The organism is Cobetia sp. PDI-23MA, from assembly GCF_059507735.1.
In genome coordinates this window covers 2,635,524-2,658,056 of sequence record NZ_CM183352.1, presented here as the reverse complement: position 1 = coordinate 2,658,056, position 22,533 = coordinate 2,635,524, and the positions used below count along the sequence as shown (strand labels likewise).

19 protein-coding genes and 3 tRNA genes are annotated in these 22,533 nt (G+C 62.6%); 10 read left to right on the top strand and 12 right to left on the bottom strand.

All coding sequences use genetic code 11. The annotated features are described in order from the left end of the window. Nucleotides 1–260 precede the first annotated feature (260 nt). Nucleotides 261–1,724: a sodium-dependent transporter gene (locus tag AC5WNJ_RS11265; RefSeq protein WP_495929713.1), complete on the top strand. Its 1,464-nt coding sequence runs from the start codon at nt 261–263 to the stop codon at nt 1,722–1,724. Between the two features lie 147 nt (nt 1,725–1,871). Here AC5WNJ_RS11265 and lapB read toward each other — a convergent pair whose 3' ends face one another. The 3 genes from lapB to AC5WNJ_RS11250 form a co-directional block, all read right to left on the bottom strand. Further along, on the bottom strand, nt 1,872–3,050 hold the full coding sequence (lapB, locus tag AC5WNJ_RS11260) for a lipopolysaccharide assembly protein LapB (protein WP_495929712.1): 1,179 nt from the start codon (nt 3,048–3,050) through the stop codon (nt 1,872–1,874). Continuing rightward, a complete protein-coding gene (locus AC5WNJ_RS11255; protein WP_054555462.1) occupies nt 3,051–3,356 on the bottom strand; it encodes a lipopolysaccharide assembly protein LapA domain-containing protein in 306 nt (101 codons plus the stop codon). Between the two features lie 224 nt (nt 3,357–3,580). After that, a complete protein-coding gene (locus AC5WNJ_RS11250; RefSeq protein ID WP_043335630.1) occupies nt 3,581–3,877 on the bottom strand; it encodes an integration host factor subunit beta in 297 nt (98 codons plus the stop codon). A 269-nt stretch (nt 3,878–4,146) separates the two neighbouring features. Between AC5WNJ_RS11250 and AC5WNJ_RS11245 the strand changes: the two genes are divergently transcribed. After that, nucleotides 4,147–4,422: an FAD assembly factor SdhE gene (locus tag AC5WNJ_RS11245; protein WP_043335628.1), complete on the top strand. Its 276-nt coding sequence runs from the start codon at nt 4,147–4,149 to the stop codon at nt 4,420–4,422. 58 nt (nt 4,423–4,480) lie between these two features. Further along, on the top strand, nt 4,481–5,275 hold the full coding sequence (locus AC5WNJ_RS11240; protein ID WP_253061013.1) for a hypothetical protein: 795 nt from the start codon (nt 4,481–4,483) through the stop codon (nt 5,273–5,275). Nucleotides 5,276–5,316: 41 nt separating this feature from the next. Here the strand turns inward: AC5WNJ_RS11240 and nadB are convergent, their stop codons facing one another. Both nadB and AC5WNJ_RS11230 read right to left on the bottom strand, forming a co-directional pair. Further along, nucleotides 5,317–7,023 (bottom strand): L-aspartate oxidase, encoded by a 1,707-nt coding sequence (nadB, locus tag AC5WNJ_RS11235; RefSeq protein ID WP_495929711.1) that lies wholly within the window; start codon nt 7,021–7,023, stop codon nt 5,317–5,319. Beyond that, entirely contained in the window at nt 7,020–8,357 is a 1,338-nt protein-coding gene (locus tag AC5WNJ_RS11230) for an FUSC family protein (protein WP_495929710.1), read from the bottom strand. Before AC5WNJ_RS11230 ends, nadB begins: the two co-directional genes overlap by 4 nt. Nucleotides 8,358–8,808: 451 nt before the next feature. Between AC5WNJ_RS11230 and AC5WNJ_RS11225 the strand changes: the two genes are divergently transcribed. Next, nucleotides 8,809–10,200: a class II fumarate hydratase gene (locus tag AC5WNJ_RS11225; RefSeq protein ID WP_495929709.1), complete on the top strand. Its 1,392-nt coding sequence runs from the start codon at nt 8,809–8,811 to the stop codon at nt 10,198–10,200. A gap of 104 nt (nt 10,201–10,304) precedes the next feature. On the opposite strand, the gene glpD is transcribed toward AC5WNJ_RS11225, so the two are convergent. Further along, entirely contained in the window at nt 10,305–11,807 is a 1,503-nt protein-coding gene (gene glpD / locus AC5WNJ_RS11220) for a glycerol-3-phosphate dehydrogenase (RefSeq protein ID WP_495929708.1), read from the bottom strand. Nucleotides 11,808–12,414: 607 nt separating this feature from the next. Then, nucleotides 12,415–13,206, bottom strand: coding sequence for a DeoR/GlpR family transcriptional regulator (locus tag AC5WNJ_RS11215; protein WP_176677509.1), 792 nt, complete (start codon nt 13,204–13,206; stop codon nt 12,415–12,417). 471 nt (nt 13,207–13,677) lie between these two features. On the opposite strand from AC5WNJ_RS11215, the gene glpK reads away from it, so the two are divergent. The 6 genes from glpK to AC5WNJ_RS11185 all read left to right on the top strand — a co-directional run bounded on the left by glpK (nt 13,678) and on the right by AC5WNJ_RS11185 (nt 17,430). After that, complete coding sequence (glpK, locus tag AC5WNJ_RS11210; protein WP_495929707.1) at nt 13,678–15,210, top strand: glycerol kinase GlpK; 1,533 nt, start codon at nt 13,678–13,680, stop codon at nt 15,208–15,210. A gap of 2 nt (nt 15,211–15,212) precedes the next feature. Further along, a complete protein-coding gene (locus AC5WNJ_RS11205; RefSeq protein ID WP_253060999.1) occupies nt 15,213–15,938 on the top strand; it encodes an MIP/aquaporin family protein in 726 nt (241 codons plus the stop codon). Between the two features lie 246 nt (nt 15,939–16,184). Beyond that, on the top strand, nt 16,185–16,892 hold the full coding sequence (locus tag AC5WNJ_RS11200) for an MIP/aquaporin family protein (RefSeq protein WP_495929706.1): 708 nt from the start codon (nt 16,185–16,187) through the stop codon (nt 16,890–16,892). A 221-nt stretch (nt 16,893–17,113) separates the two neighbouring features. Then, nucleotides 17,114–17,190, top strand: a tRNA-Val gene (locus AC5WNJ_RS11195). A 36-nt stretch (nt 17,191–17,226) separates the two neighbouring features. After that, a tRNA-Val gene (locus AC5WNJ_RS11190) sits at nt 17,227–17,303 on the top strand. Nucleotides 17,304–17,353: 50 nt separating this feature from the next. Next, nucleotides 17,354–17,430: transfer RNA gene (locus tag AC5WNJ_RS11185), tRNA-Val, on the top strand. 84 nt (nt 17,431–17,514) lie between these two features. On the opposite strand, the gene AC5WNJ_RS11180 is transcribed toward AC5WNJ_RS11185, so the two are convergent. The 5 genes from AC5WNJ_RS11180 to AC5WNJ_RS11160 form a co-directional block, all read right to left on the bottom strand. After that, complete coding sequence (locus tag AC5WNJ_RS11180) at nt 17,515–18,489, bottom strand: alpha/beta hydrolase (RefSeq protein WP_495929705.1); 975 nt, start codon at nt 18,487–18,489, stop codon at nt 17,515–17,517. Between the two features lie 217 nt (nt 18,490–18,706). Next, the gene (locus tag AC5WNJ_RS11175) at nt 18,707–19,195 is read right to left on the bottom strand and encodes a GAF domain-containing protein (protein WP_495929704.1); all 489 of its coding nucleotides are present in this window, start codon (nt 19,193–19,195) and stop codon (nt 18,707–18,709) included. Between the two features lie 178 nt (nt 19,196–19,373). Next, nucleotides 19,374–20,192 carry a MetQ/NlpA family ABC transporter substrate-binding protein gene (locus tag AC5WNJ_RS11170; protein ID WP_495931045.1) on the bottom strand — a complete coding sequence of 273 codons (819 nt, stop codon included), beginning with the start codon at nt 20,190–20,192 and terminating at the stop codon, nt 19,374–19,376. Between the two features lie 160 nt (nt 20,193–20,352). Then, nucleotides 20,353–21,006, bottom strand: coding sequence for a methionine ABC transporter permease (locus AC5WNJ_RS11165; RefSeq protein WP_107336314.1), 654 nt, complete (start codon nt 21,004–21,006; stop codon nt 20,353–20,355). Next, a complete protein-coding gene (locus tag AC5WNJ_RS11160) occupies nt 20,987–22,030 on the bottom strand; it encodes a methionine ABC transporter ATP-binding protein (RefSeq protein ID WP_253060994.1) in 1,044 nt (347 codons plus the stop codon). The genes AC5WNJ_RS11165 and AC5WNJ_RS11160 overlap by 20 nt, the downstream gene beginning before the upstream one ends. Nucleotides 22,031–22,533: the final 503 nt, after the last annotated feature.

Sequence of the window (22,533 nt, the reverse complement as noted above, 5' to 3'; positions counted from 1 at the left end):
CTCAGAGGCGGTTGCTTGCCAGCCTTGGGTGGCCAATATCGTTTCAAATGTTACCAAGTTGGAGTATCTAATGTAGAGTGATTGCCGTCGTGTGGTGATGGCGTTTTTGCAGAGGAATTCTGAGGGAATCGTGGTGATTTTCGATGGGAATCGCGGACGAACACGCTTCATATCAGTAAAATGGTCTGTGTGAGCACCCAAGACGGCCAGGCGTTGCGTCGATCACCACTGGCTCACAACAATAACTTGTAAGGTATTCCATGACGGCAAGACAGCAACCCAAGAATCTCTGGATCAGTCGCTGGGGCTTCATCCTTGCAGCTACCGGTTCCGCAGTAGGGCTGGGCAATATCTGGAAGTTTCCCTATATCACCGGTGAGTATGGCGGGGGTGCCTTCGTGCTGGTGTATCTGGCCTGCATTCTCGCCGTGGGCGTACCCGTGATGATGGCGGAGATTTCCTTCGGGCGGCGGGGGCGCGGCAGCCCCATCGAGGCGATTGCCAATCTGGCACGTGAAGCGGGGGCCAGTCCGTTGTGGAAGGTCTTCGGTTGGATCGCGATGCTGGCCGGCTTCATGATCCTGTCGTTCTATGTCGTGGTCGCGGGGTGGTCGTTCAGCTACCTGTGGAAGATGGCCAGTGGTGCGCTGTCCGGACACAGCGTCGCGGAGCTGGGTGCCATCTTCGAGGCTGGCAACGCCAATCCTTGGGCACTGGGCGGCTGGGCCACGCTGGTGGCGGTGGTGACGATGCTGATCGTCGGGCGCGGGGTGCAGGAAGGCGTCGAGAAGAGTGTGCGCTGGATGATGCCGGGCATGGTGATCATGCTGCTGATCATGATCGGCTACGCCCTGACTTCGGGCAACTTCTCGGCAGGCTTCCACTTCCTGTTCGATTTCGATGTCACGCGCTTGAGCAGCGAAGGGGTGCTGGCCGCGCTGGGACATGCCTTCTTTACCTTGTCACTGGCCTCCGGCGCCATCCTCACCTACGGCTCCTACCTGCCGTCGGGCACTTCCATCGCCCGTACCACCTTCACGGTGGCGATCGCCGATACCCTGGTGGCACTGATGGCGGGCCTGGCGATCTTTCCGATCATCTTCGCCAATGGCATGGACCCGTCCTCCGGACCGGGGCTGATCTTCATGAGCCTGCCGGTGGCCTTCAACCAGATGCCCTTCGGGCAGCTGTTCGGGGTGCTGTTCTTCGCCATGCTCTCGATCGCCGCCCTGACCTCCGCCATCTCGATGATCGAGGCGACCGTCGCCTGGCTGAGCGAGAACCGCAACATGAGCCGCGCCAAGGCTTCGTGGCTGGCCGGCAGTGTGCTGTGGCTGGTGGCGATGTTCGCGATGCTGTCGTTCAATCTCGGCGCGGACTGGACGCTGGCCGGCAAGCACTTCTTCGACTGGCTCGATTACCTGACCTCGCGCTGGATGATGCCGATCGGTGGCATCGCCATGGCGCTGCTGGCCGGGTTCGTCTTCAAGAGCAGCATGCTGCGCGATGAGTTGAATCTGAGCGACGCCGGCTATCGTCTGTGGCTGTTCATGATTCGCTATGTCAGCCCGGTCTGCATCCTGGCGATCTTCATCGATGCCCTGGGTGTCGCAGAACTGTCATTCGGTGACTGGCCGTATTTCGTGGCCGCCATCCTGTCAGCCTGTCTCGTGGGCGAGCTGCTCTCGCCGCGCCTGCGCGAGCGTGCCACCGGGCAGGGATGATGTGATCGATGGCGTCAGTTCGATGGCGTCAGCCCGGAAGTCATCAAGGCGGCATGAAAAAGCCCCCTGCAGCATGCTGCAGGGGGCTTTTCGTTCTGGTATCTGTGGCCTGTCTGTCAGCGGGTATCTGTGCACCAGTTGGCGCCATTACTCGCCTTCCAGGCCGGTGATCGGCTTGACCGTGCCCCAGTGGCGGCACTTCGGACATTGCCAGAGCAGCATCGAGGCTTCGAAGCCGCAACGATGACAGCGATGGCGAGGACGCGCCTGGATCAGCTGCTGGGTATGGCGCTTGAGCAGATTGAAACGCTCGGTCTCGCGCTCGTCGGCATCCAGCAGGTAGAGATCGAGCAGGTAGTCGACGCCACGCAGGCTGGGGTGACGATGCAGCTGCTCGCTGGCGAAGCTGGCAGCGGCCTCAACACCCTCGCGGCGCTCGATCAATTGCGCAAGGCTGATGACCGTCGTGGTGTAGGGCGCGCGCTCGACTTCCTGATGCAGCAGGCGCACCAGGCCGCTCTCGTCATCCAGCATGCGAAAGGCGTTGCCCAGTGGTTCGAGGATGATGGGGGTGAAGCCGGTGTCCTGACGTGGAATGCGCTGCAGCAGGCGGATGCACTGTTTGTAGTTGGCATGATCGAATTCGATCTCGGCCAGCATCCAGTTGGCGCGTACGCATTTCTCGTCAGTGGAAAGCGCCTGCTTTAGCCGCTTGCGGGCCATCGCGTGGCTGCCTTCGGCGATATCCAGCGCGGCCAGTTCGCAGTGCCAATGGGCCGCCGCACGGCGGATGCCGCCTTCCTGACGCAGAATGGCGTGAGCGACTTCGAGTGCGGCCTCCCACTCGCGCTCCCGCTCGAGGAGGTCGATCAACAGGCGGCGGCCGGCACGCCGATGACTGTCGTGCTGTGCTTGCTTGAGGAGGGTTTCCAGCAGTTTCTCGGCGCGGTCATAGACACCGCTGCGCATGAAGTCGCGGGCCAGTTCCAGCTGGACACGCTCGCTCTGTTCGCTATCCAGGGCAGGGCGGGCCAGCAGGTTCTGGTGAATCTTGACGGCACGATCGACTTCGCCGCGACTGCGATAGAGATTGCCCAGCGCGATGTGGGTATCGACGGTGTCGCTGTTGACTTCCAGGGCCTGAACGAAGGTTTCGATGGCACGATCAGGCTGCTCATTAAGCAGATGATTGAGGCCGACGAAGTAGTCGCGGGACAGGGTGGCAGGAGCCGGTGCTTGTTCATCGGGGCGACGATCACGCCGCCCCAGCCAGAATCCGATGGCGATGGCCGCCATCAGCAATCCCAGCAATATCAGATCAGGCATTTATGCCACTTCCTTGATCTCCTGGATGCGCAGTTGGTCCAGTTCCTTGCGTTGCTGCTGGTTGCGACGCTGGGCACGGGTCAACAGCGTGCGCAGGCGCAGGTACATGCCGGTCATCGCGACCATGCCAAGCACGACGCCGACGGCCAGCGAGAACAGCAGCCACATGGAAAGGGACGCAGCAGGCAGCTCTACCCAGATGAGGTCGAGGGGCACGGCTTGCTGGTTGTGAACGGCAAAGAGAATACCGACCAGCAGGACGATCAGCAGGATCACGGCCAGAACGAGACCTTTTAGCCAACGCATAACGGTTTCCTTGTCATGAAATGCAGTCGTGAATCATCTGGGAGCGAGTGTATCACTGCCCATCGCGCGAGTCTTGGCGGCGACGCCGTGAGGTGGGTGGCTGTCGTCTCTGGCATCAGGGCTTGAGCGGGTTTCGGCCGGCACTGAACCCGCCAGCCCCGTCACGCCGGGTATTCATCTACGGTCAGCGCTGTCAGTCAGTCGCATCGTCATCATCATTGTGGTCAATACCCCAGGGCGCGACTGGCATCGACCTGCTCGCGCAGCTCCTTGCCGGGCTTGAAGTGGGGGACGAACTTGCCATCCAGATCCACAGGCTCGCCGGTCTTGGGATTGCGCCCCAGTCGTGGCTCACGGTAGTGCAGCGAGAAGCTGCCGAAACCGCGAATCTCGACGCGACCGCCGTGGGCCAGGGCGTCTGTCACATCATCGAGGATGATGCGAACCGCGGCCTCTACATCCTTGAGCGACAACTCAGGCTGTCGCATGGCTATCTGTTCGATCAGCTCGGACTTGGTCATCGGATCTCTCCATGCCTGCACCTTTCTCGTGAAAGGCGTTCGTGATGCGTCAGCCGGGCGACCTCTCGTCACCGGACAGGCACACGCATCCTTGTGATTGTTATCTCCTCAGCATAATGGGCAAATCCTGAGAAAACAACGCACTAGGGACATCATTGCCGATCACGGCACGGATTGCCAATTCCTGCCCGAGCAACGGGTCAACGGATGCCGCTGACGCCCCCCTCGGGTATACTGCGCGCATTGATGTGACGACTGAGGTTCAGGCAATGGAAGATGTGATTCGCAAGCGGCTGCATTGGCATTCGCGTCGCGGCATGTGGGAGCTCGATCTGCTGCTGCTGCCGTTTCTGGAGCAGCGTTTCGACGCCTTGAGCGAAGACGACAAGGCGCTCTATGTGCAGCTGCTGGCCGAAGAGGATCAGGATCTCTTCGTGTGGCTGATGAAGCGCGACCCGTGCGGCAATGCCGAATACCAGCGCCTGATCAACATGGTGATCGCCAATGCCGAGAATGGCGAGCGCGATCAGTTCAAGGGCCTCTAGGCAGGCGTTCGCGACCCACACCAGCCTGCGTGTCGGGCTGTTGGCGGCGAGTCTCGCCTTGTGGGTCTGGCTTGCCGAGCTGGCGACTGGCCAGTTCATTGTCAGTACGTGGTGGACCTGTCAGTGGCAATATCTTCGCAATGCCCTGCCTTTCGAGGCGGGGCATTGTGCGTTTGAGGGGCTCGCTCAGCTGCCGGATGGCATCATGGCGCTGCTGGCCGTGATGGGGCTGGGCTGGCTGTTGCAGGCTGGCGAGCTGGTGTCGTGGTGGCGCCAGGCTCGGCGGCGTCTCAAGGACCCCGAGGCGCGAGTCTGGCTGGCCCTGGGGGGCAGCCTCTGCGCCGATGCGGCGCTTGCCAGCGGTGGCCAGGCGCCAGTGCCGGAGCACGAGGCTGAAGCCAAGACCGAAGCAGAAAGCGAAGCCGAGACCGAAGCCAGTGACACCCCGCCTGTCTCAGATGCGCGCCATCGTCACCCGGAGATGCAGCTCTGCTGGTGGTGGGCCGATGGCGCCTCACGCAGCTGGCAGCCCGTCAACGTGCGCTGCCTGTGGTGCTCACCGCGCCTGATCGGGCTCGAGATCTCGCCGCAGGGTGTTGGGCCACCGGGGATGGGGGCCCAGGGTTTGAGGCCGCCGGGCTTGAGTCAGCCGGGCTTGAGACAGCAGGGCGCGGACCAGCAGCCCCTGAAAACGCAGCGGGTATGGCTGTGGCCGGATAGTGCTTCCAGCGAAGACCTTCACCAGCTGCGCCTGTGGCTGCTGTGGCCACCCTTGCCACATGGCTTGCCGCGTCAGCCGCCGCCATTGGAGACCCTGCGGCGCGTCGCAGCCCAAGGGGCTCATCCACGCTGAGCCTGCTCATGGGCCTTTTCATGGTCCTTCGCATGAGCCGCTCAGGTCGCGGCCGCAAAGGCCGAGAGGCGTATGACGCTATCGCGGGCGCGCGACGCCGGCATCGGGAAGTCGCGGATGAAGTGCAGGCCGCGTGATTCATGACGCTGATGAGCGCACAGCAGCAGCAGCGGTGCCAGCGTCAGGGCCTGATAGAGCGCAAGATGATCGAGCCCTGCCCGCGGCGCTGAAGCTTGCCTGTGCTGCTCGCTCTCCGCCGCCTGTCCCGTCTCAAGCGATACCCACTGTGTTATCTGCTCCAACGCCTCCCTCAGGCCGTGCTGGCTGCGCTCGATTCCCGCTTGCAGACTCATCAGCTGGCGCAAGCTGTGCAGGCGCGTGCGTGCCTCATCGGCGCTCAGGCGCATCACGCAGCGCCAGACCTGACCATTGTCGGCAAGCTGTGTGAGCAGGGCGGCGTGTTGCGGCATCAGCGAGTCGAGCGTGCTCGTCAGGCGTGGCTCGTCGGCGCGGTGGAGTTGCCCAAGTGCTTCACCACAGGCGCGCGCCTGCACCAGGCATTCGAGCAGCGAGTTGCTGGCCATGCGATTGGCACCGTGCAGGCCCGTGCAGGCGACTTCGCCGATGGCCCAGAGCCCCGGCAGGTCGCTTTCGCCATCCAGCCCGGTGGCGATGCCGCCGCAGCTGTAGTGGGCGGCAGGGACGACGGGTATCGGAGCATGACGAATATCGATCCCGCGCGTCAGGCAGTGCTCGGCGATGGTAGGGAAATGGTGCTCGATCGCCTCGGCGCCCAGCGCGCTGATATCCAGACAGACATGCTCGAGACCGTGCGTGCGCATCTCGGTGAGGATGGCGCGTGCCACGACATCACGCGGCGCCAGCTCCAGGCGAGGGTCATGATCGGCCATGAAGCGATGCCCATCCGGGCGCAGCAGCAGCCCCCCTTCGCCCCGCACCGCCTCGGAGATCAAAAAGGGCGTGCCATCGGGATCATATAGGCAGGTGGGATGAAACTGCTGGAACTCCAGGTTCATCAGGCTGGCGCCGGCGCGGGTCGCCATCGCCATGCCGTCACCGACACTGGCGCTCGGGCTGGTGGCGTGGGCGAACAGCCCGCTGGCGCCGCCGGTGGCCAGTACCAGGTCATTGGCCGCCAGCCATTGGCGCTGGCCCGTGCCGTCCATCACCCACAGACCACTGGCGCGGCCAGCGTTGACCGCGATGTCGACGGCCAGCAGGTCTTCGAGAATCTCGATGTTCGGGTGAGCTTCGACGTGGGCGCTGAGCGTATCGAGCAGCGCTCGCCCGGTGGCGTCGGCGGCGTGGATGATGCGGCGGCGGCCATGCCCCCCTTCGCGGGTAAGGTGGAAGGGGTAGCTGGCGTCGGCGTCGGCCGGGGTGAAGGGTACGCCGAGCGCGATCAGCCATTCGATGGCCTCCCGCGAGTGACCGACGGTGAAGCGCACCGCGCGCTCGTTGCACAGGCCATCGCCGGCAATCAGGGTGTCGGCGACATGGGATTCCACATCGTCCTCGGGCGCCAGCACCGCCGCGATACCGCCCTGCGCCCAGCGGCTGGCGCCCTGTGCCTCACGCGCTGGACGCAACAGCGTGACGCGGCGGGTGCGCGGGCCGGGCAGCAGGCGATTGGCGAGGCTGAGTGCCAGGGTCAAACCTGCCGCGCCGCCACCGACGATCAACACGTCATGCTGGCTTGCGGGAGTCACTCCGGATACTGAGTTCATGTGTCTTTCCTGGCAGTCTCATTGCCGGCCGAGTCCGGCTGGCGCCTGTCGCGGCGGTCTGGCTCATCGCTGACTGTGTCATCACAGCTGTTGTCATTACCCGCCGTCGCTTTGCTGGCTGGCACCTTGCTGGCCGGCGCCTTGCTGGCCGGAGTGTGCTGCCTGCCAGCGCTGTTCTCGCGCCTGGTGGGGGCTGCCGTATCGCCCGGCGTCGGGTCTTCCGGCAGGAACAGGCGGCGTGCATCACTGATCAGGCCATGGCCCGGCAGTCGGCGTTGCAGGCGTTGGCTCGGCAGCCGTTCCAGCAGCGACAGACGCTTGCCCAGTGCCTCGGTCAGCCGGGCCAGCTCGCGATTGAGCCACAGATAGCCCGATGGGCTGAACAGCGCGCGGCCCTTGCGGCTCTCGACATTGCGGACATCGGCATAGCGTTGCAGGTCGAAGGGCGTCACCGTCAGTTCGATGCTCTGGCCGGTGCGCACCTGGAAAGCCAGGGTCCCTAGGGCGCGGGCCAGACGATGCTGGGCATCGCGCAGACCATCCAGTCCCTCGATGAATTCATGCCCCTCGCGGGTGTTCCAGTGGGTTTCCTGCAGCAGCTCGATGGTCGAGATCATGCGGCGCTCGAAGGACAGGATTTCCTCGATGTCGGCACGATTGATACGGCCTTCCTGAGCGACGGCATCGACCAGCCCGCGCTGCTTGACCAGCTGTGCCGAGGTGGCACGCACCAGCGCGAGTGCCTCACTGACACCCTCACGCTCGGCCTTGGTATGGCCGTGGTAGAGGCGTGCCAGCTTGTCGAGGTTGTCGGCCAGCAGGAAGCGAAAGACATCCGTCGCCTTCTGGGGCAGCAGCACCATGCTGACCACGATGCTGATCAGGGTACCCAGCACCACATTGAAGACACGCCACAGCCCGATGCCAATATCATGATTGCCATCCCCGATCACCATCAGCAGCGTGACGCAGAACAGCAGCGAGCTGTAGCCATAGCGATTGCTGAAGGTGGCATTCAGCGCCAGGGCGATGCCGACGATGCTCCAGAAGGGCACCACGCCCGGCAGCGGCTCGGCGACCAGAATCAGGATCAGGCCCCACAGGCCACCAAGCAGTGTGCCGACCAGACGTTGCCAGCCCTTGTCGATGACACCGCCGACGTGGGGCAGGTTGCCCATGACCATCACGGTGCTGACCAATGCCCAGGAACTGTGCGGCAGGCTGAACAGTTCGATGATGGAAAAGCACAGCGTCAGAGCGACGGTCACACGCAGGATATGCAGGCGCTGGCGGTGCAGGTAGGTGAAGTAAGGGTTGTGCGATAACCATTTCATGACGCGATTTCCCCTCCGACAGGCACGAGGAAGTGAGGGATGGTGCACACCGCACACAGGGCGGGTTTCAGCAGCGAAGAGGTGGACATCAGGTTCGCGGTCATTCCGTCGACAGGATTCATGAGGCGTGGTCAAGGGGCCATGGCCATGGTGGAAGCGCCGCACAGTGTAACCGAGGCCTCGTCTTGCGTAACAGCGGATTGGTGAGCAGCCATCTTGCAAGCGTGCATCTGAAAGGTTGCAGGGCGGGGGATGACGGAGCCAGGCAATGAATGTGTAATTGTTATTGATAATCACTACCATCAAGCGGCTTGATTGGTATCCTGTGCGTCCCCAAGTGACCATCAGGGGACTGAAGCTGGCGATCAGGTCATTGATCAATGATTGCCAGCCGCCCATCAGTGACGCCAGCCAGGTGCGACGTCATATGCAACAGCACAGGGAGACAAGCATGAGCAGCCAGACCCGCCGTGAACGCGACAGCATGGGTGAACTCGAAGTGCCGGCCAGCGCACTCTATGGCGCCCAGACTCAGCGAGCGGTCGATAACTTCCCCGTCAGCGGCCAGCCGTTGCCTGCTGCCTTCATTCGCGCCGTGGCGCGCATCAAGCTGGCTGCGGCCGAGGTCAACCGTGACCTGGAGCTGCTGGATGACGTGCGTGCCGAGGCGATCATCAAGGCGGCGCGCCAGGTCATCGACGGCGAACATGCTGATCAATTCCCGGTCGATGTCTTCCAGACCGGTTCCGGCACCTCGACCAACATGAACGTCAACGAGGTGCTGACGCAACTTGCCAATCAGCATCTGGGCGACAAGGGCGTGACCGTCGGCGCCAACGACCACGTCAACATGGGGCAGTCGAGCAATGATGTGATCCCGACAGCCATTCATCTGTCCGCCGTCATCGCTGTCTCGGACACCCTGTTGCCGGCGCTGCGCCATCTGCATGAGGTGATCTCCCGCAAGGCCTCTGAGGTGGACGACGTCGTCAAGACCGGCCGCACTCATCTGATGGACGCAATGCCGATCCGCATGAGCCAGGAGCTGGGTGCCTGGCAGGCGCAGGTCGGGCAGGCCATCGAGCGCATCGAGCAGGTGCTGCCGCGCTTGGAGCGCCTCGCCCAGGGCGGGACTGCCGTGGGTAGTGGTATCAACGCGCATCCGGAATTCGCCGAGCGCATTGCCGACCGCCTCTCGCACCAGACCGGCCATGCCTTCCGTCCCGCCGAGAGCTTCTTCGCGGCGCTGTCCTCCCAGGACACGGCAGTCGAGCTCTCCGGCCAGCTGCGTACCTACGCCGTGGCGATGATGAAGATCAGCAACGACCTGCGCTGGATGAATTCCGGCCCGCTGGCAGGGCTGGGCGAGATCGAGCTTGAGGCCCTGCAGCCGGGCAGCTCCATCATGCCGGGCAAGGTCAATCCGGTGATCCCCGAGGCGGCCGCTCAGGTGGCGGCGCAGGTGATGGGCAATGACGCCACCATCGGCATCGCCGGGCAAAGCGGCAATTTCCAGCTCAATGTCATGCTGCCGCTGATCGCCAACAGCCTGCTGTCCTCGATCACCTTGAGTGCCAATGTCAGCCGCCTGCTGGCGGACAAGGCCATTGCCACCTTCAACGTGCGCCAGGACAACATCGAGGCACCGCTGGCCAAGAACCCGATTCTGGTCACGGCGCTCAATCCGGTGATCGGTTACAACGAGGCGGCGCGAGTGGCCAAGGTGGCCTATCAGGCCGGGCGTCCGATTCTGGATGTGGCCGAGGAAGAGACGGAGCTGTCACGCGAGGAGCTGGAGCGTCTGCTCGACCCGGCCAAGCTGACGGCGGGCGGTATCCAATAATCCGTCAATACATGACCTAAAATGCCGCCTGTCCCTGAACGAAAAGCCCGCCCCTCCTTGTCGGAGGGGCGGGCTTTTTTCGCTGCTGGCTCAGCCGGTTTTCATCAGGCGGCGCGTGCCAGCAGGCGTTCCTTGAGGTAGTCGCCGATGCGCGTCTTCTGCTCATCGCTCAGGCGCAGCGTCAACTTGGTGCGGCGCCAGACGACATCCTGCACCTCACGCGCCCATTCGTGCTCGACCAGGTAGTCGATCTCGGCAGCGCTCAGGCCGGCGCCGAAGTCCTCGCCCAGGTCCGCCTCGCTCTGCTTGCCGTCGAGGAAGTGCAGGCACAGGCTGCCGTAGCTTGAGGCGAAGCGTCGGGCGCGTGCTTCGCCGAGGAACGGGTAGTCGCGCTGCAGCTGGCGAGTGAAGGCTGCGCGGCTCTCGATATCACCCCCGGGCAGGGCCTTCTCGTGGGTCCACGGTTTGCCCATGCTCGGCAGCAGCGGCTTGAGGTCTTCAAGTGCCGATTCGGCCAGCTTGCGATAGGTGGTGATCTTGCCGCCGAAGATGGACAGCATCGGTGCGCCGCTGTCATCCAGGTGAAGAGTGTAATCACGCGTCATCGCGGAGGGGTCTGCCGACTCGTCGTCACACAGCGGGCGTACGCCGGAGAAGGTCGAGACCACGTCCTCGCGGCCGAGCTTGCGCTTGAAGTGATGGTTGACCACCTCGAGCATGTAGTCGGTCTCGTCGCTGGAGCAGGCCACCTCGGAGGGGTCGCCCTTGTAGCGCACGTCGGTGGTGCCGACCAGGCTGAAATCTTCCTGATAGGGCAGCACGAACACGATGCGCTTGTCCTTGTTCTGCAGGATGAAGGCGCGATCATCGGTGTTCAGGCGCGGCACGATCAGGTGGCTGCCCTGGATCATGCGGATGCCATAGCGCGGCGTGCGTTCGGTGGCGCCCTTGATGAAGGACTCCACCCACGGGCCTGCCGCATTCACCAGAGTGCGTGCACGACGGGTGAAGGTCTCGCCGCTGCTGACATCTTCAAGCGTCAGCTCCCAGTGGCCTTCGACATCACGGGCGCCGACACAGCGGGTGCCCGTCATGATCTCGGCGCCTTGCTCGCGCGCCTGCAGCGCATTGGTGATGACCAGACGAGCATCATCGACCCAGCAATCCGAGTATTCGAAGCCCTGATTGATCTCGCTGACCAGCGGGCTCTGCTCGCCGAACTTGAGACCCTTGGAGGCTGGCAGTGTCTCGCGCTTGCCGATGTGGTCATACAGGAACAGGCCCGCGCGAATCATCCACGCCGGACGCAGATGCGGCTGGTGCGGCAGGATGAAGCGCAGTGGCCAGATGATATGCGGCGCCTTCTTGAGCAGCACCTCGCGCTCCTGCAGAGCCTCGCGCACCAGACGGAATTCGTAGTGCTCCAGATAGCGCAGGCCGCCGTGGATCAGCTTGCTGCTGGCGGAGGAGGTCGCGCTGGCGAGGTCGTTCTGCTCGCACAGGGCCACGCTCAGGCCGCGGCCGCTGGCATCGTTGGCGATACCGGCGCCATTGATGCCGCCGCCGATGATGAAGAGGTCAAGAAGTGCATCGTTGTCGCGGGACATGGGCTGCTCCTGCTCGTGCCCGGCGCTACCGGGTGGGGCGAATGAGTCTGCACCGGCAAGGTGCGCGATAATGGCTTTTCGAAAGTGAACATAGCTTAGCAAAAGTCGAACATCAAGGGGATTCCTGTGCGCCGATGGCTTTCGAAAGTGATCATTTGGGCGAGTGTCTGGCAACTGAGGATTGCCTGATATTCAACCTGTTGTCTTGCCGGTGTTTTTTCTCAGTCTCTGATCATGCCGTGACATTTTCATGAAGCGCCTGGCTGTCATGTTGCCGCGCGGGCGGCGCAGACGATGCCCGCAGTGACTGATCAAGCGTCCTGACACGATATACGGAGACGAAGCGGTGCCGCTGGGCAGCGGTAAGACAGCAGAAGTGCGGCTGTCGTCATCTGCGAGGGCTCATTGGTGCAAGAGGGGGCGAGGAGAATGGGGGAAGGGGCGAGGTAGATGATGATGAGAGCCGGGCCAGGCTGCTCGTCGGCGTGTTGCCTGGCCCCGTGATCGCGTGACGAGTCGGTCGTGTGTGGCTTGTTGGTGAGATGGCTTGTTGGTGAGATGGCTTGTTGGTGAGGTGACTGGTCGGTTGGATGGCGCGTCCCGGTGCTCAAGCGTCGCCAGTCTCGCTCGGCGACTCATCTTCAGCGACATGCAGCGCGACCTCATGCTGGCGCATCAGGGTCAGGATGCTCTCCGGCGGCTGGATGTCGGTGAAGAGCGCATCGAGCTGGCTCAGGTTGCCCTGGCGCACGACCGCATTGCGCTGGAACTTGGAGTGATCTGCGATCAGGAAGACCTGGCGTGAGTTGTGGATGATCGCCTGGGCGACACGCACTTCCTGATAGTCGAATTCCAGCAGCGAGCCATCTTCATCGATGCCACTGATACCGATGATGCCGAAGTCGACCTTGAACTGGTTGATGAAGTCGATGGTGGCCTCGCCGATGATGCCGCCATCGCGGGAGCGCACCATGCCGCCGGCCACGATGACGTTGAAATCCTCCTTGTGCTGGAGGATGGCCGCCACGTTCAGGTTGTTGGTGATGACCTCAAGCCCGCGGTGATCACACAGCGCCTCGGCCACCATCTCGTTGCTGGTGCCGATGTTGATGAACAGCGAGGCGTGGTCGGGGATCTGCCTGGCCAGGGCCGCCGCCATGCGCCGCTTGGCGCCCAGGTTCAATGTCTTGCGGGTGCTATAGGCGGTGCTGACGGTGCTGGACTCAAGCCCCGCGCCCCCGTGCACGCGCTTGAGCGCACCGGCCTCGGACAGCTGATTGAGGTCGCGACGAATGGTCTGTGGCGTGACATCGAAGTGACTGGCCAGCTGCTCGATGGAGGCATATCCCTGACGCGTGATCAGTTCGACAATGGCGCGATGGCGCTTTGGCTGCATCATCCTGCTCTCTTGTTGTCAGCGGCTTGCGGATCGTGAGTTCACTTCATGTCAGGAAGCGCGCATCACGATTGCCGTTGGGGAGTGGGGTCGTCCAGTGAGGGTACATCCTAATCCAACAGGGGGGCGTCAGTGCAATTTGACGAATGGCGTCAGGGTGTTGCGAAGCTGCAACAGGCCATGTCGGCGCATTGGACATGAGACCAAGGTACAATGATATTGATTGGTAATACGTTTGTGATAATGCGCATTTGGCGCTAACGTTTGCAGCGATATTCGAAGACGAACATTTAGTGTTCGGTTGTGATGGTTCAAGAGGAAGTGTTCTCGTTGCGCCTGCCAAGCGTGAAGAGGACAAAGCCAACCCGCTTTCTCCTGCCGCTCTCACATGATATCCGAGCCAATATAGTGAAGTACCGCAATCTCCGCTGACGTGTACTCTCAGAAGCAGCCTCGAAGCCAAGGACAGTCATAATGTCTAGCCCCAAGCCAGAGAAAGACTCTCGCGTCGATGGACCCACGCGCATTCTCGCGATCGACCAGGGTACCACCAGCTCCCGCGCCATCCTCTTCGATCGTGAAGGCGCGGTGACCGGACTGGCACAAGAAGAATTTGCTCAACACTTTCCGAACAGCGGCTGGGTCGAGCACAACGTCGATGATATCTGGGGGTCAGTGAAGCGCACCGTGCGTCAGTCGCTGATCAACACCAATGTCGGCGCCGAACAGGTGGCCGCCATCGGGATCACCAACCAGCGTGAGACCACCATCGTCTGGGACCGCGAGACCGGCGTGCCGGTCTACAACGCCATCGTCTGGCAGGACCGCCGCACCCACGAGTACTGTCGTGAGCTTTCCGATGCCGGTCATGGTGACATGATCCAGCAGAAGACCGGCCTGCTGATCGACCCGTATTTCTCCGCGACCAAGCTGCGTTGGATTCTCGAGAATGTCGAAGGCGTTCGCGCACGTGCCGAGAAGGGCGAGCTGGCCTTCGGCACCGTCGACAGCTACTTGATCTGGAAGCTGACCGCTGGCAAGCGCCACGTCACCGATGCCACCAACGCCTCGCGTACCTGCCTGTTCAACATCGTCGATCAGTGCTGGGACAGTGAGCTGCTGGAGCTGTTCGGTATCCCACAATCCTTGCTGCCGGAAGTGCTGGACTCCAGTGATGATTTCGGCACCACCGATCCGCAGCTGTTCGGTGCGGCGATGCCGATTCGCGGCGTGGCCGGCGATCAGCAGGCGGCGCTGGTCGGCCAGGCCTGCTTCACGCCCGGCATGAGCAAGAGCACCTATGGCACCGGCTGCTTCATGATCATGAACACCGGTGAGAAGATGGAGCTGTCCCGCAATCGTCTGCTGACTACGGTGGGCTATCGCCTCGATGGCAAGCCGACCTATGCCATGGAAGGCAGCATCTTCGTGGCGGGCGCAACCGTACAGTGGCTGCGTGATGGCCTGAAGCTGTTCTCCGATGCCTCCGAGACCGAGCCACTGGCACGTGCGGCCAAGGCCGATCACGGCGTCTACATGGTGCCGGCCTTCACCGGTCTCGGTGCGCCGCATTGGGACCCGCAGGCGCGTGGCGCGATCCTGGGGCTGACCCGTGGCACCGGCATCACCGACATCGTGGCGGCCGGCCTGCAGTCAGTGTGCTATCAGACGCGTGACCTGCAGGAGTGCATGCTGGATGACGTGGCCATCAGCTGCGCAAATCTGCGCGTGGATGGCGGCATGGTCAGCAACAACTGGGTGATGCAGTTCCTGTCTGACATGCTGGGCGTGAAGGTGGATCGTCCGCGCGTGCTGGAGACCACGGCGCTGGGCGTCGCCTATCTGGCGGGCCTGCATATCGGCTGGTATGACAGCCTGGATGAGATCGGCGAGCTGTGGCACTGCGAGCGTACCTTCGCGCCGGAAATGCCGGAAGAGCAGCGCGAACGCCTCTACGCCGGCTGGCTGGAAGCGGTGGAAAGAGTGAAAAGCGACGGGGGCCACTGAGCATGTGGACCGATGTCATGACAGGCGAGTTTCTCGGCTGTCTGTTCCTTATCCTGTTTGGCGGTGGCGTGGTCGCCAATGTGGTGCTGTCTGACACCAAGGGCAATGGCTCCGGCTGGATCGTGATCACCACCGGCTGGGGCTTTGCGGTGATGATTGGCGTGTTCGTGGCCGTCTCGACCGGCTCGCCCCAGGCAGACCTCAATCCTGCGGTGACCCTGGCCAAGTACCTGCTCGGAGTGCATGCCACCCTCATGGAGGTGGCGCGGCATATCATCGCGCAGATGCTCGGGTGTTTCGCCGGTGCCGTGATGGTATGGCTGGCCTATCTGCCGCACTGGAAACGCACCAGTGATGCTGACCTCAAGCGGGCGGTGTTCTGCACGGATCCGGCAGTCGAGTGTCGCCTGGGCAACATGCTCAGCGAGGTGATCGGTACCGTGGTGCTGATCTTCGGTATCGGCGCCATCGTCGGCTCCGGCACCATCAGCGCCGGCCTGCTGCCCTATCTGGTCGGGATGCTGGTATGGGCCATCGGCCTCTCGCTGGGTGGCGCGACGGGCTATGCCATCAATCCGGCGCGTGATCTGGGCCCACGTATCGCGCACTCGCTGCTGCCGATCCACGGCAAGGGTGCATCCGGCTGGGGCTATGCCTGGGTGCCGATCGCCGGGCCTCTGGCGGGTGCCTTGATCGCGGCCTCCATGTGGCACCTGCTGTTGCTGTAACAAATCCTTGCCGCAATCTGCTGGAGCCGTCTCCTGCACCTGTGGCACTGTAGCCTGACTTCGCCCCGTCCATCGACGGGGCGAAGTGCTTTCAGGTCTGCGTCCTTTCTGGTCATCATGTGACGTCATGTTCACGTCCGCGTTCAGGGGGCGTGTTTATGCGGGCCTGTTCGTGCGGGCGAGAGATGGCGGCAGGCGACTTACAGGGGATGAATGGCGGAGGTCATCAGGATGTGGACTGACGTCATGACAGGCGAGTTTCTGGGCACCACCTTCATGATTCTGCTGGGAGGTGGCGTGGTCGCCAATGCGATGCTCAGAGGCACCAAGGGAGCGGGTTCCAGCTGGTTGATGATCAATGCCGGCTGGGGATTTGCCGTGATGGTCGGGGTGCTGGTGTCTACCTCGACGGGGTCGCCCTACGGCGATCTCAATCCGGCGGTGACGCTGGCGAAATATCTGCTGGGCATCCATGTCAGTGAGCTCAAGGTCGCTAGGATGATGCTGGCGGAGCTGCTGGGCTGCTTCATGGGGGCGGTGCTGGTATGGGCGGCTTATTACCCGCATTGGAAGGTGACTCGAGATCCGCTGCGCAAGCGTGCGGTCTTCTGCACTGACCCGGCAGTGAACAACAAGACAGTCAATGTCATCAGTGAAGCGATCGCGACGGTAGTGCTCATCTTTGCCATCGGCAGCATGGTCGAAAGTTCCATGGTCACTGATCAGGCACTGCCATATCTGATCGGTCTGCTGGTCTGGGCGATCGGTCTGTCACTGGGTGGGCCCACCGGCAACGCGATGAATCCGGCGCGCGACCTGGCGCCGCGTATCGCGCATTGGGTGTTGCCGATTGCCGGCAAGGGCAGTTCGGGCTGGCGCTATGCCTGGGTACCGATCGCCGGCCCCTTGCTGGGTGCCGTGGTGGCAGCCGGATTGCGGGGAGTTTTGCTGTAGCACCAGTGCACAGGGTGACGCGTCGAGCTTTCTGACTTTCAGGGTCGACGCCTCACTCCGCTGGAGGGGGTGATCCGTGCCCTGTCACGGCAGTGCGCAATGTCGAGAAAATTTTTTATCATCAGGGGGTTGCATCAAAACGGGAGTTGCGTAGAATACGTCCTCGCTGACAGGGCAAAGCACTTCGCATCACACTGCTTCGCATTTCAGCATGCTGGCATAGGACCATAGCTCAGTTGGTTAGAGCGCCACGTTGACATCGTGGAGGTCGGCGGTTCAAATCCGCCTGGTCCTACCAGCATCGGCATTGATGGCAACATCGGCCACTTGATACAGGACCATAGCTCAGTTGGTTAGAGCGCCACGTTGACATCGTGGAGGTCGGCGGTTCAAATCCGCCTGGTCCTACCAAGCCGTTTCGCGGCATGTTTCAAGTGTTTGTGGGTCATCTGCCACATTTCAGGACCATAGCTCAGTTGGTTAGAGCGCCACGTTGACATCGTGGAGGTCGGCGGTTCAAATCCGCCTGGTCCTACCAGATTCCAGAAAACGCCCGACTCATCGAGTCGGGCGTTTTCGTGTGCGTGTCATGAAATTCTGACGCGGGCCAAGCGCGGGCCGCTCAGGCAAGCGTGGTGTCGAGGAATTCGCGTGCTTCCTTGAGGGCGGCATTGGCAGCGCCCAGCAGCGGAGCGAAGCCGACGAAGACATGTGGCATATCCGGCCACAGGCTCAGGGTGACGGGCGAGCCGCAGTCCTGTGCCTGGGCGGCATAGCGACGGCTGTCATCGAGCAGAATCTCGGCTTCGCCGCACTGGATCAGTGTCGGAGGCAGATCAAACAGGTTTCCCTCCAGTGGCGAGATGCGCGGGTCGCTCATGTCGGTACCGTCCTGCACGTAGGCCATGCTCACGAAAGGTAGCAGGTTGGGGTCGAGGATCGGGTCCACCTCGGCCTTGCGCGACAGCGAAGCGCTGCCCCAGCTGAGGTCGGTGGCGGGCGAGAAGGCGATTACAGCATCCGGCAGCCGCTCGCCTGCACTCTTGAGTGCATTCAGGGCTGCCAGTGTGAGGTTGCCGCCCGCGCTGTCACCGGCCAGCAGCAGGTGGTCCTGCGGGTATTCGTCACACAGCCAGCGCCACGCGGCCAACACGTCCTGCAGGCCGGCCGGGAAGGCGGCCTCTGGCGCGAGACGATAATCCAGGGTGTAGGTCTCGGCGCGTGCCGCACGGCCCAGACGGCTGGCCAGCGGGCGATGACCGGCAGGTGAGCCTGCGATCCAGCTGCCACCATGCACATACAGCAGGCGACGCGGGCGGGCTGGTGCGTCATCGGGTGCTGGCAATACCTCACAGACACGCTCTCCCTCGCCACCCGGCACCATCATGAGACGCGGTGTCACGCCAGTGTCGAGAATGCTGGCATCGGCGGCGAAGTAAGCCTCAAGCAGGGTGCGCTTGGCGCCGAGGTCATTGCCGGTGCGTGCGGTGAAGGCCTTGATGCGCTCAAGGTGCGTGATGACCCGATCAAGCCCGGCGTGGGCGTCATCGTGATTCTGGAGGGAGGCTTCTGCATGAGGAGGTGCGGTCGCTGGCATGTTCTGCTCCTGTCAGATCAGAGGAGCTTTCACGTTACACCTCGGCTAGAGTTGCGCAAGTGGCAGGCTGGCAACAACGCAGACCGCCCGCGGTGCGGGTAAGCACGGCGGGCGGCAGGGCAGGAAACTGCAGGTCAGACAGGCTTCTGTCGGCAGTCTTTTGCGGACGGCCTTCTGAAGCGGTCGTCTTCAGACGCTCTTCTTCAGGTGCTCTTCTTCAAGCAGGCACGCTGTCGAAGTCGCTGGAGGCGATGAAGACCTCGACCAGGCGCTCGATGCCGGCCTGATCCTGCTCATTGAAGCGCTCGGGGCTGGGGCTGTCCAGGTCCAGCACGCCCCACAGTACCTGCTCACCGTCCTGCTCGATGATCACCGGGACTACCAGCTCGCTGCGTGAGGCGGCGTCGCAGGCGATATGCCCCGGGAAGGCGTGCACGTCAGCGACACGCTGGGTGGTGCGCTCAGTGGCGGTGGCACCACATACGCCCTTGGTGAAGGGGATCGGGTGGCAGGCCGGCTGACCCTGGAATGGCCCCAGGTGCAGGACCTGCGGCTGGCGTTGCACATAGAAGCCTGCCCAGTTGAGGTTGTCCACCGTCATGTTGATGAAGGCGGCCGTCTGGGAGGCGTTGGTCAGCCAGTCGCGGGTATCGAGAATGGCATCCAGCTGGCGGGCCAGCAGTGAATAGTCGGGGCGAGTGGCCATGAGGGCTCCTGAGATTCGTGTTGGTGCGAGGTGGCGAGAGATGCGGTCAGCGGCTCGGGCTTTCAAGCGTGGCGCCGGCCCGGGCCCGTGACCGAGGAATTCCGGTGACAGATGCAAAAGCGCCGACCAGTGGTCGGCGCTTCGTGTTCAGGCGTCTGTCAGTGACGTGGGGTGAGGCTTACTTCCAGCCCGGCACCGCAGCGCCCTTGAACAGTTCTTCGGCCTTGGCTTCGACTTCCGGCGTCTGATAGGCCTTGACCAGCTTCTGCACCTTCTCGCTGTCTTCATCGCCTTCGCGCACGACGATCAGGTTGACGTACGGAGACTCGGCACCTTCACGGATCAGTGCGTCTTCCGGCGCGAGGCCAGCCGGCTGAGCGAAGGTGTTGTTGATGAAGGCCAGGTCGACGTCCGGCAGGATGCGCGGCAGCTGGGCAGCCTCGATTTCCTTGAACTGGTAGTCATGCGGGTTCTTGGCGACATCGATCGGGGTCGCTTCGAGGTTGCTCTTGTCGGTCAGCTCGATCATGCCCAGGTCGTGCATCAGGATCAGGGAGCGGCCTTCGTTGGACGGATCGTTCGGCAGGGCGATGGTCGCGCCGTCCGGCAGTTCGCTGATGTCTGCGTACTTCTCGGAGTAGGCGCCGATCGGGTACACGAAGGTCTTGCCGGCGCTGGCGAACTCGTAGCCACGCTCACGCACCATGGATTCCATGTACGGCTGGTGCTGGTAGGCGTTGGCGTCCAGAGAACCATCGGCCAGCGCAGCGTTCGGAGACACGTAGTCAGTGAACTCGGTGATCTCGACGTTCAGGTCGTACTTTTCCTTGGCGATCTCGGCCGCGACCTTCATCACCTCGGTTTCCGGGCCTGCGACGGTACCCATCTTGAGGGTGTTCTCGTCGGACGCGTCGTTGCCGCAGCCTGCCAGCAGAGTGGCGCCGAGCAGAGTGGCAGCACCGGCAAGGCGCAGTGGGGAAGAAAGCGTGTTCAGCATGTTGCGCATCGATGTTCTCCTTGTGATCCAGCGTGACCGACGCGGTCCGCGGGATGTTATGAGTGACGGCTCATGGTGATGAGCCGCCACGATACCGAAAGCCGTGTGATTTGTGGATCGAACGCCACTTATAGACCAGCCGACGCTCATGTGGCGACGCTTACTTATGGTTCGACTTGCGCACCAGATGGTCGCCTAGGCTCTGGAAGCCTTGCACCATGACGACGAGGATGACCACGGTCACCAGCATCACCATCGGGTCGAAGCGGTTGTAGCCGTAGCGAATGCCGAGATCCCCCAGGCCGCCGCCACCGACGGTACCAGCCATGGCGGAATAGCTGATCAGCGTCACCACGGTGATGGTCAGACCATTGATGATGCCGCCGCGTGCTTCCGGTAGCAGTACCTTGGTGATGATCTGCATCGGCGTGGCGCCCATGGCCTGGGCGGCCTCGACCAGCCCCGGGCCGACTTCATTCAGCGCGCCTTCGATCAGGCGGGCGACGAAGGGAATCGAGGCGATGGTCAGCGGCACGATGGCGGCGTTGGTACCGATGGAGCTGCCGGCGATCAGGCGTGTCAGCGGGATGATTGCCACCATCAGGATGATGAAGGGTACCGAGCGGCCGATGTTGGTGATGATGCTCAGCACGCTGTTGAGTGCCGGGCGTGCCAGGATCTGCCCGGGACGCGAGGTATAGAGTGCCACGCCCAGCGGAATGCCGAGTGCCGCGGAGATCAGGCCTGCCACCGCGACCATGTACAGCGTCTCGAGGGTGGAGGACAGGACGAGTTCAAGCAGTGCGGGTGACATGACCGAGCACCTCCACTTTGAGGTCGTGGGATTCGAGATAGTCGAGCGCTTGACGGGTCTGGGTGCTGTCGCCCATCAGTTCAGCGATCATCAGGCCCAGGGTGCGCTCCTGGATGGATTCCACCTTGGCCTGCAGGATGCTGACATCCACTTGGCATTCACGCGCCAGGCGGGAGATCAGCGGCGTGGAGACGGCATCGCCACTGAAGGCCAGACGGACCACGGGATGGGTATGCGGACCGGCCGTGGCCTCGAGGCGCTCCACCAGCGCACGCGGCGGCTCAAGCTCGAGGAAGTCGTTGAGGAATTCACGACCAAGGCGGGTCTGCGGCGCGGTGAAGAAGTCGCCCACCGAGGCCACTTCCACCAGTTCACCCCCGCTGATCAAGGCGACCTGATCGCAGATGCTCTTGACCACTTCCATCTCGTGGGTGATCAGCAGGATCGTCAGCCCCAGCTTGGTGTTGATGTCCTTGAGCAGCTCGAGAATGGACGTGGTGGTCTGGGGGTCGAGTGCCGAGGTGGCCTCGTCGCACAGCAGCACCTTGGGCCGGCTGGCCAGTGCGCGGGCGATGGCTACGCGCTGTTTCTGGCCCCCGGAGAGCTGGGCCGGATACTGGCCAGCCTTGTCGCTCAGACCGGTCAGCTCCAGCAATGGCTCGACGCGCTTGCTGATCTCGTCTTTCGAGATGCCTGCCAGCTCCAGGGGCAAGGCCACATTGGCGAAGACCGTGCGCGAGGAGAGCAGGTTGAAGTGCTGGAAGATCATGCCGATCTGATGACGGGCATTGCGCAGGGCGGACTCGTCGAGCTCGGTCAGTTCCTGACCATCGACGACGACGCTGCCGGAGGTAGGGCGTTCAAGGAGATTGACGCAGCGAATCAGGGTCGACTTGCCGGCACCGGACAGGCCGATGACACCGGTAATGGCGCCCTGAGGAACCGTGAGGCTGGCATCCTTGAGCGCGACCACGGCCTTGTCACCACTGCCGTAAGTCTTGGAGACGTTCTTGAGTGTGATCATGGGGGTCCGAGTGGTTAAGGCACCAACCGGATTGCGGGCGAAGGTCTGTAGAAGACAGAGCGTTCTGCCGGCGTCTGCGCACATGGCAGACAGCGAAGAGGGGAGCGATCCAGTGGGGAGAAAAAAGACCACCCAAGACGGGTGGCCATCAACGCTGGACACACCCTTTTAGCAGAACTTGCACCCCGTGAGACCAGCTCTCGTGGTGGGCGCCCGCAATCCGGGTACAAATCGGCGCCAAACAGATTTGAGGCGCATTCTATCAGTCACCTTGGGGGTGTCAACGACTTTGGTCTTGCGCCGGGCGTTTATTCGAACTGGCGTTCGATATGGTAATTTGGCGATACGCTCTGTAAGCCATTTCTTACAAGTATCTGGCTGTGGCGAGGGTTTCAACGGCTATCAATGGCTTTCCTGTCTTGACGGTCAGTCGGGTATGAGTTGCGGCCTGCTATCGCTGCTCTGCGTTCGCGGTGGCGGCTGCACGTGCCCGCGGTGGGTGG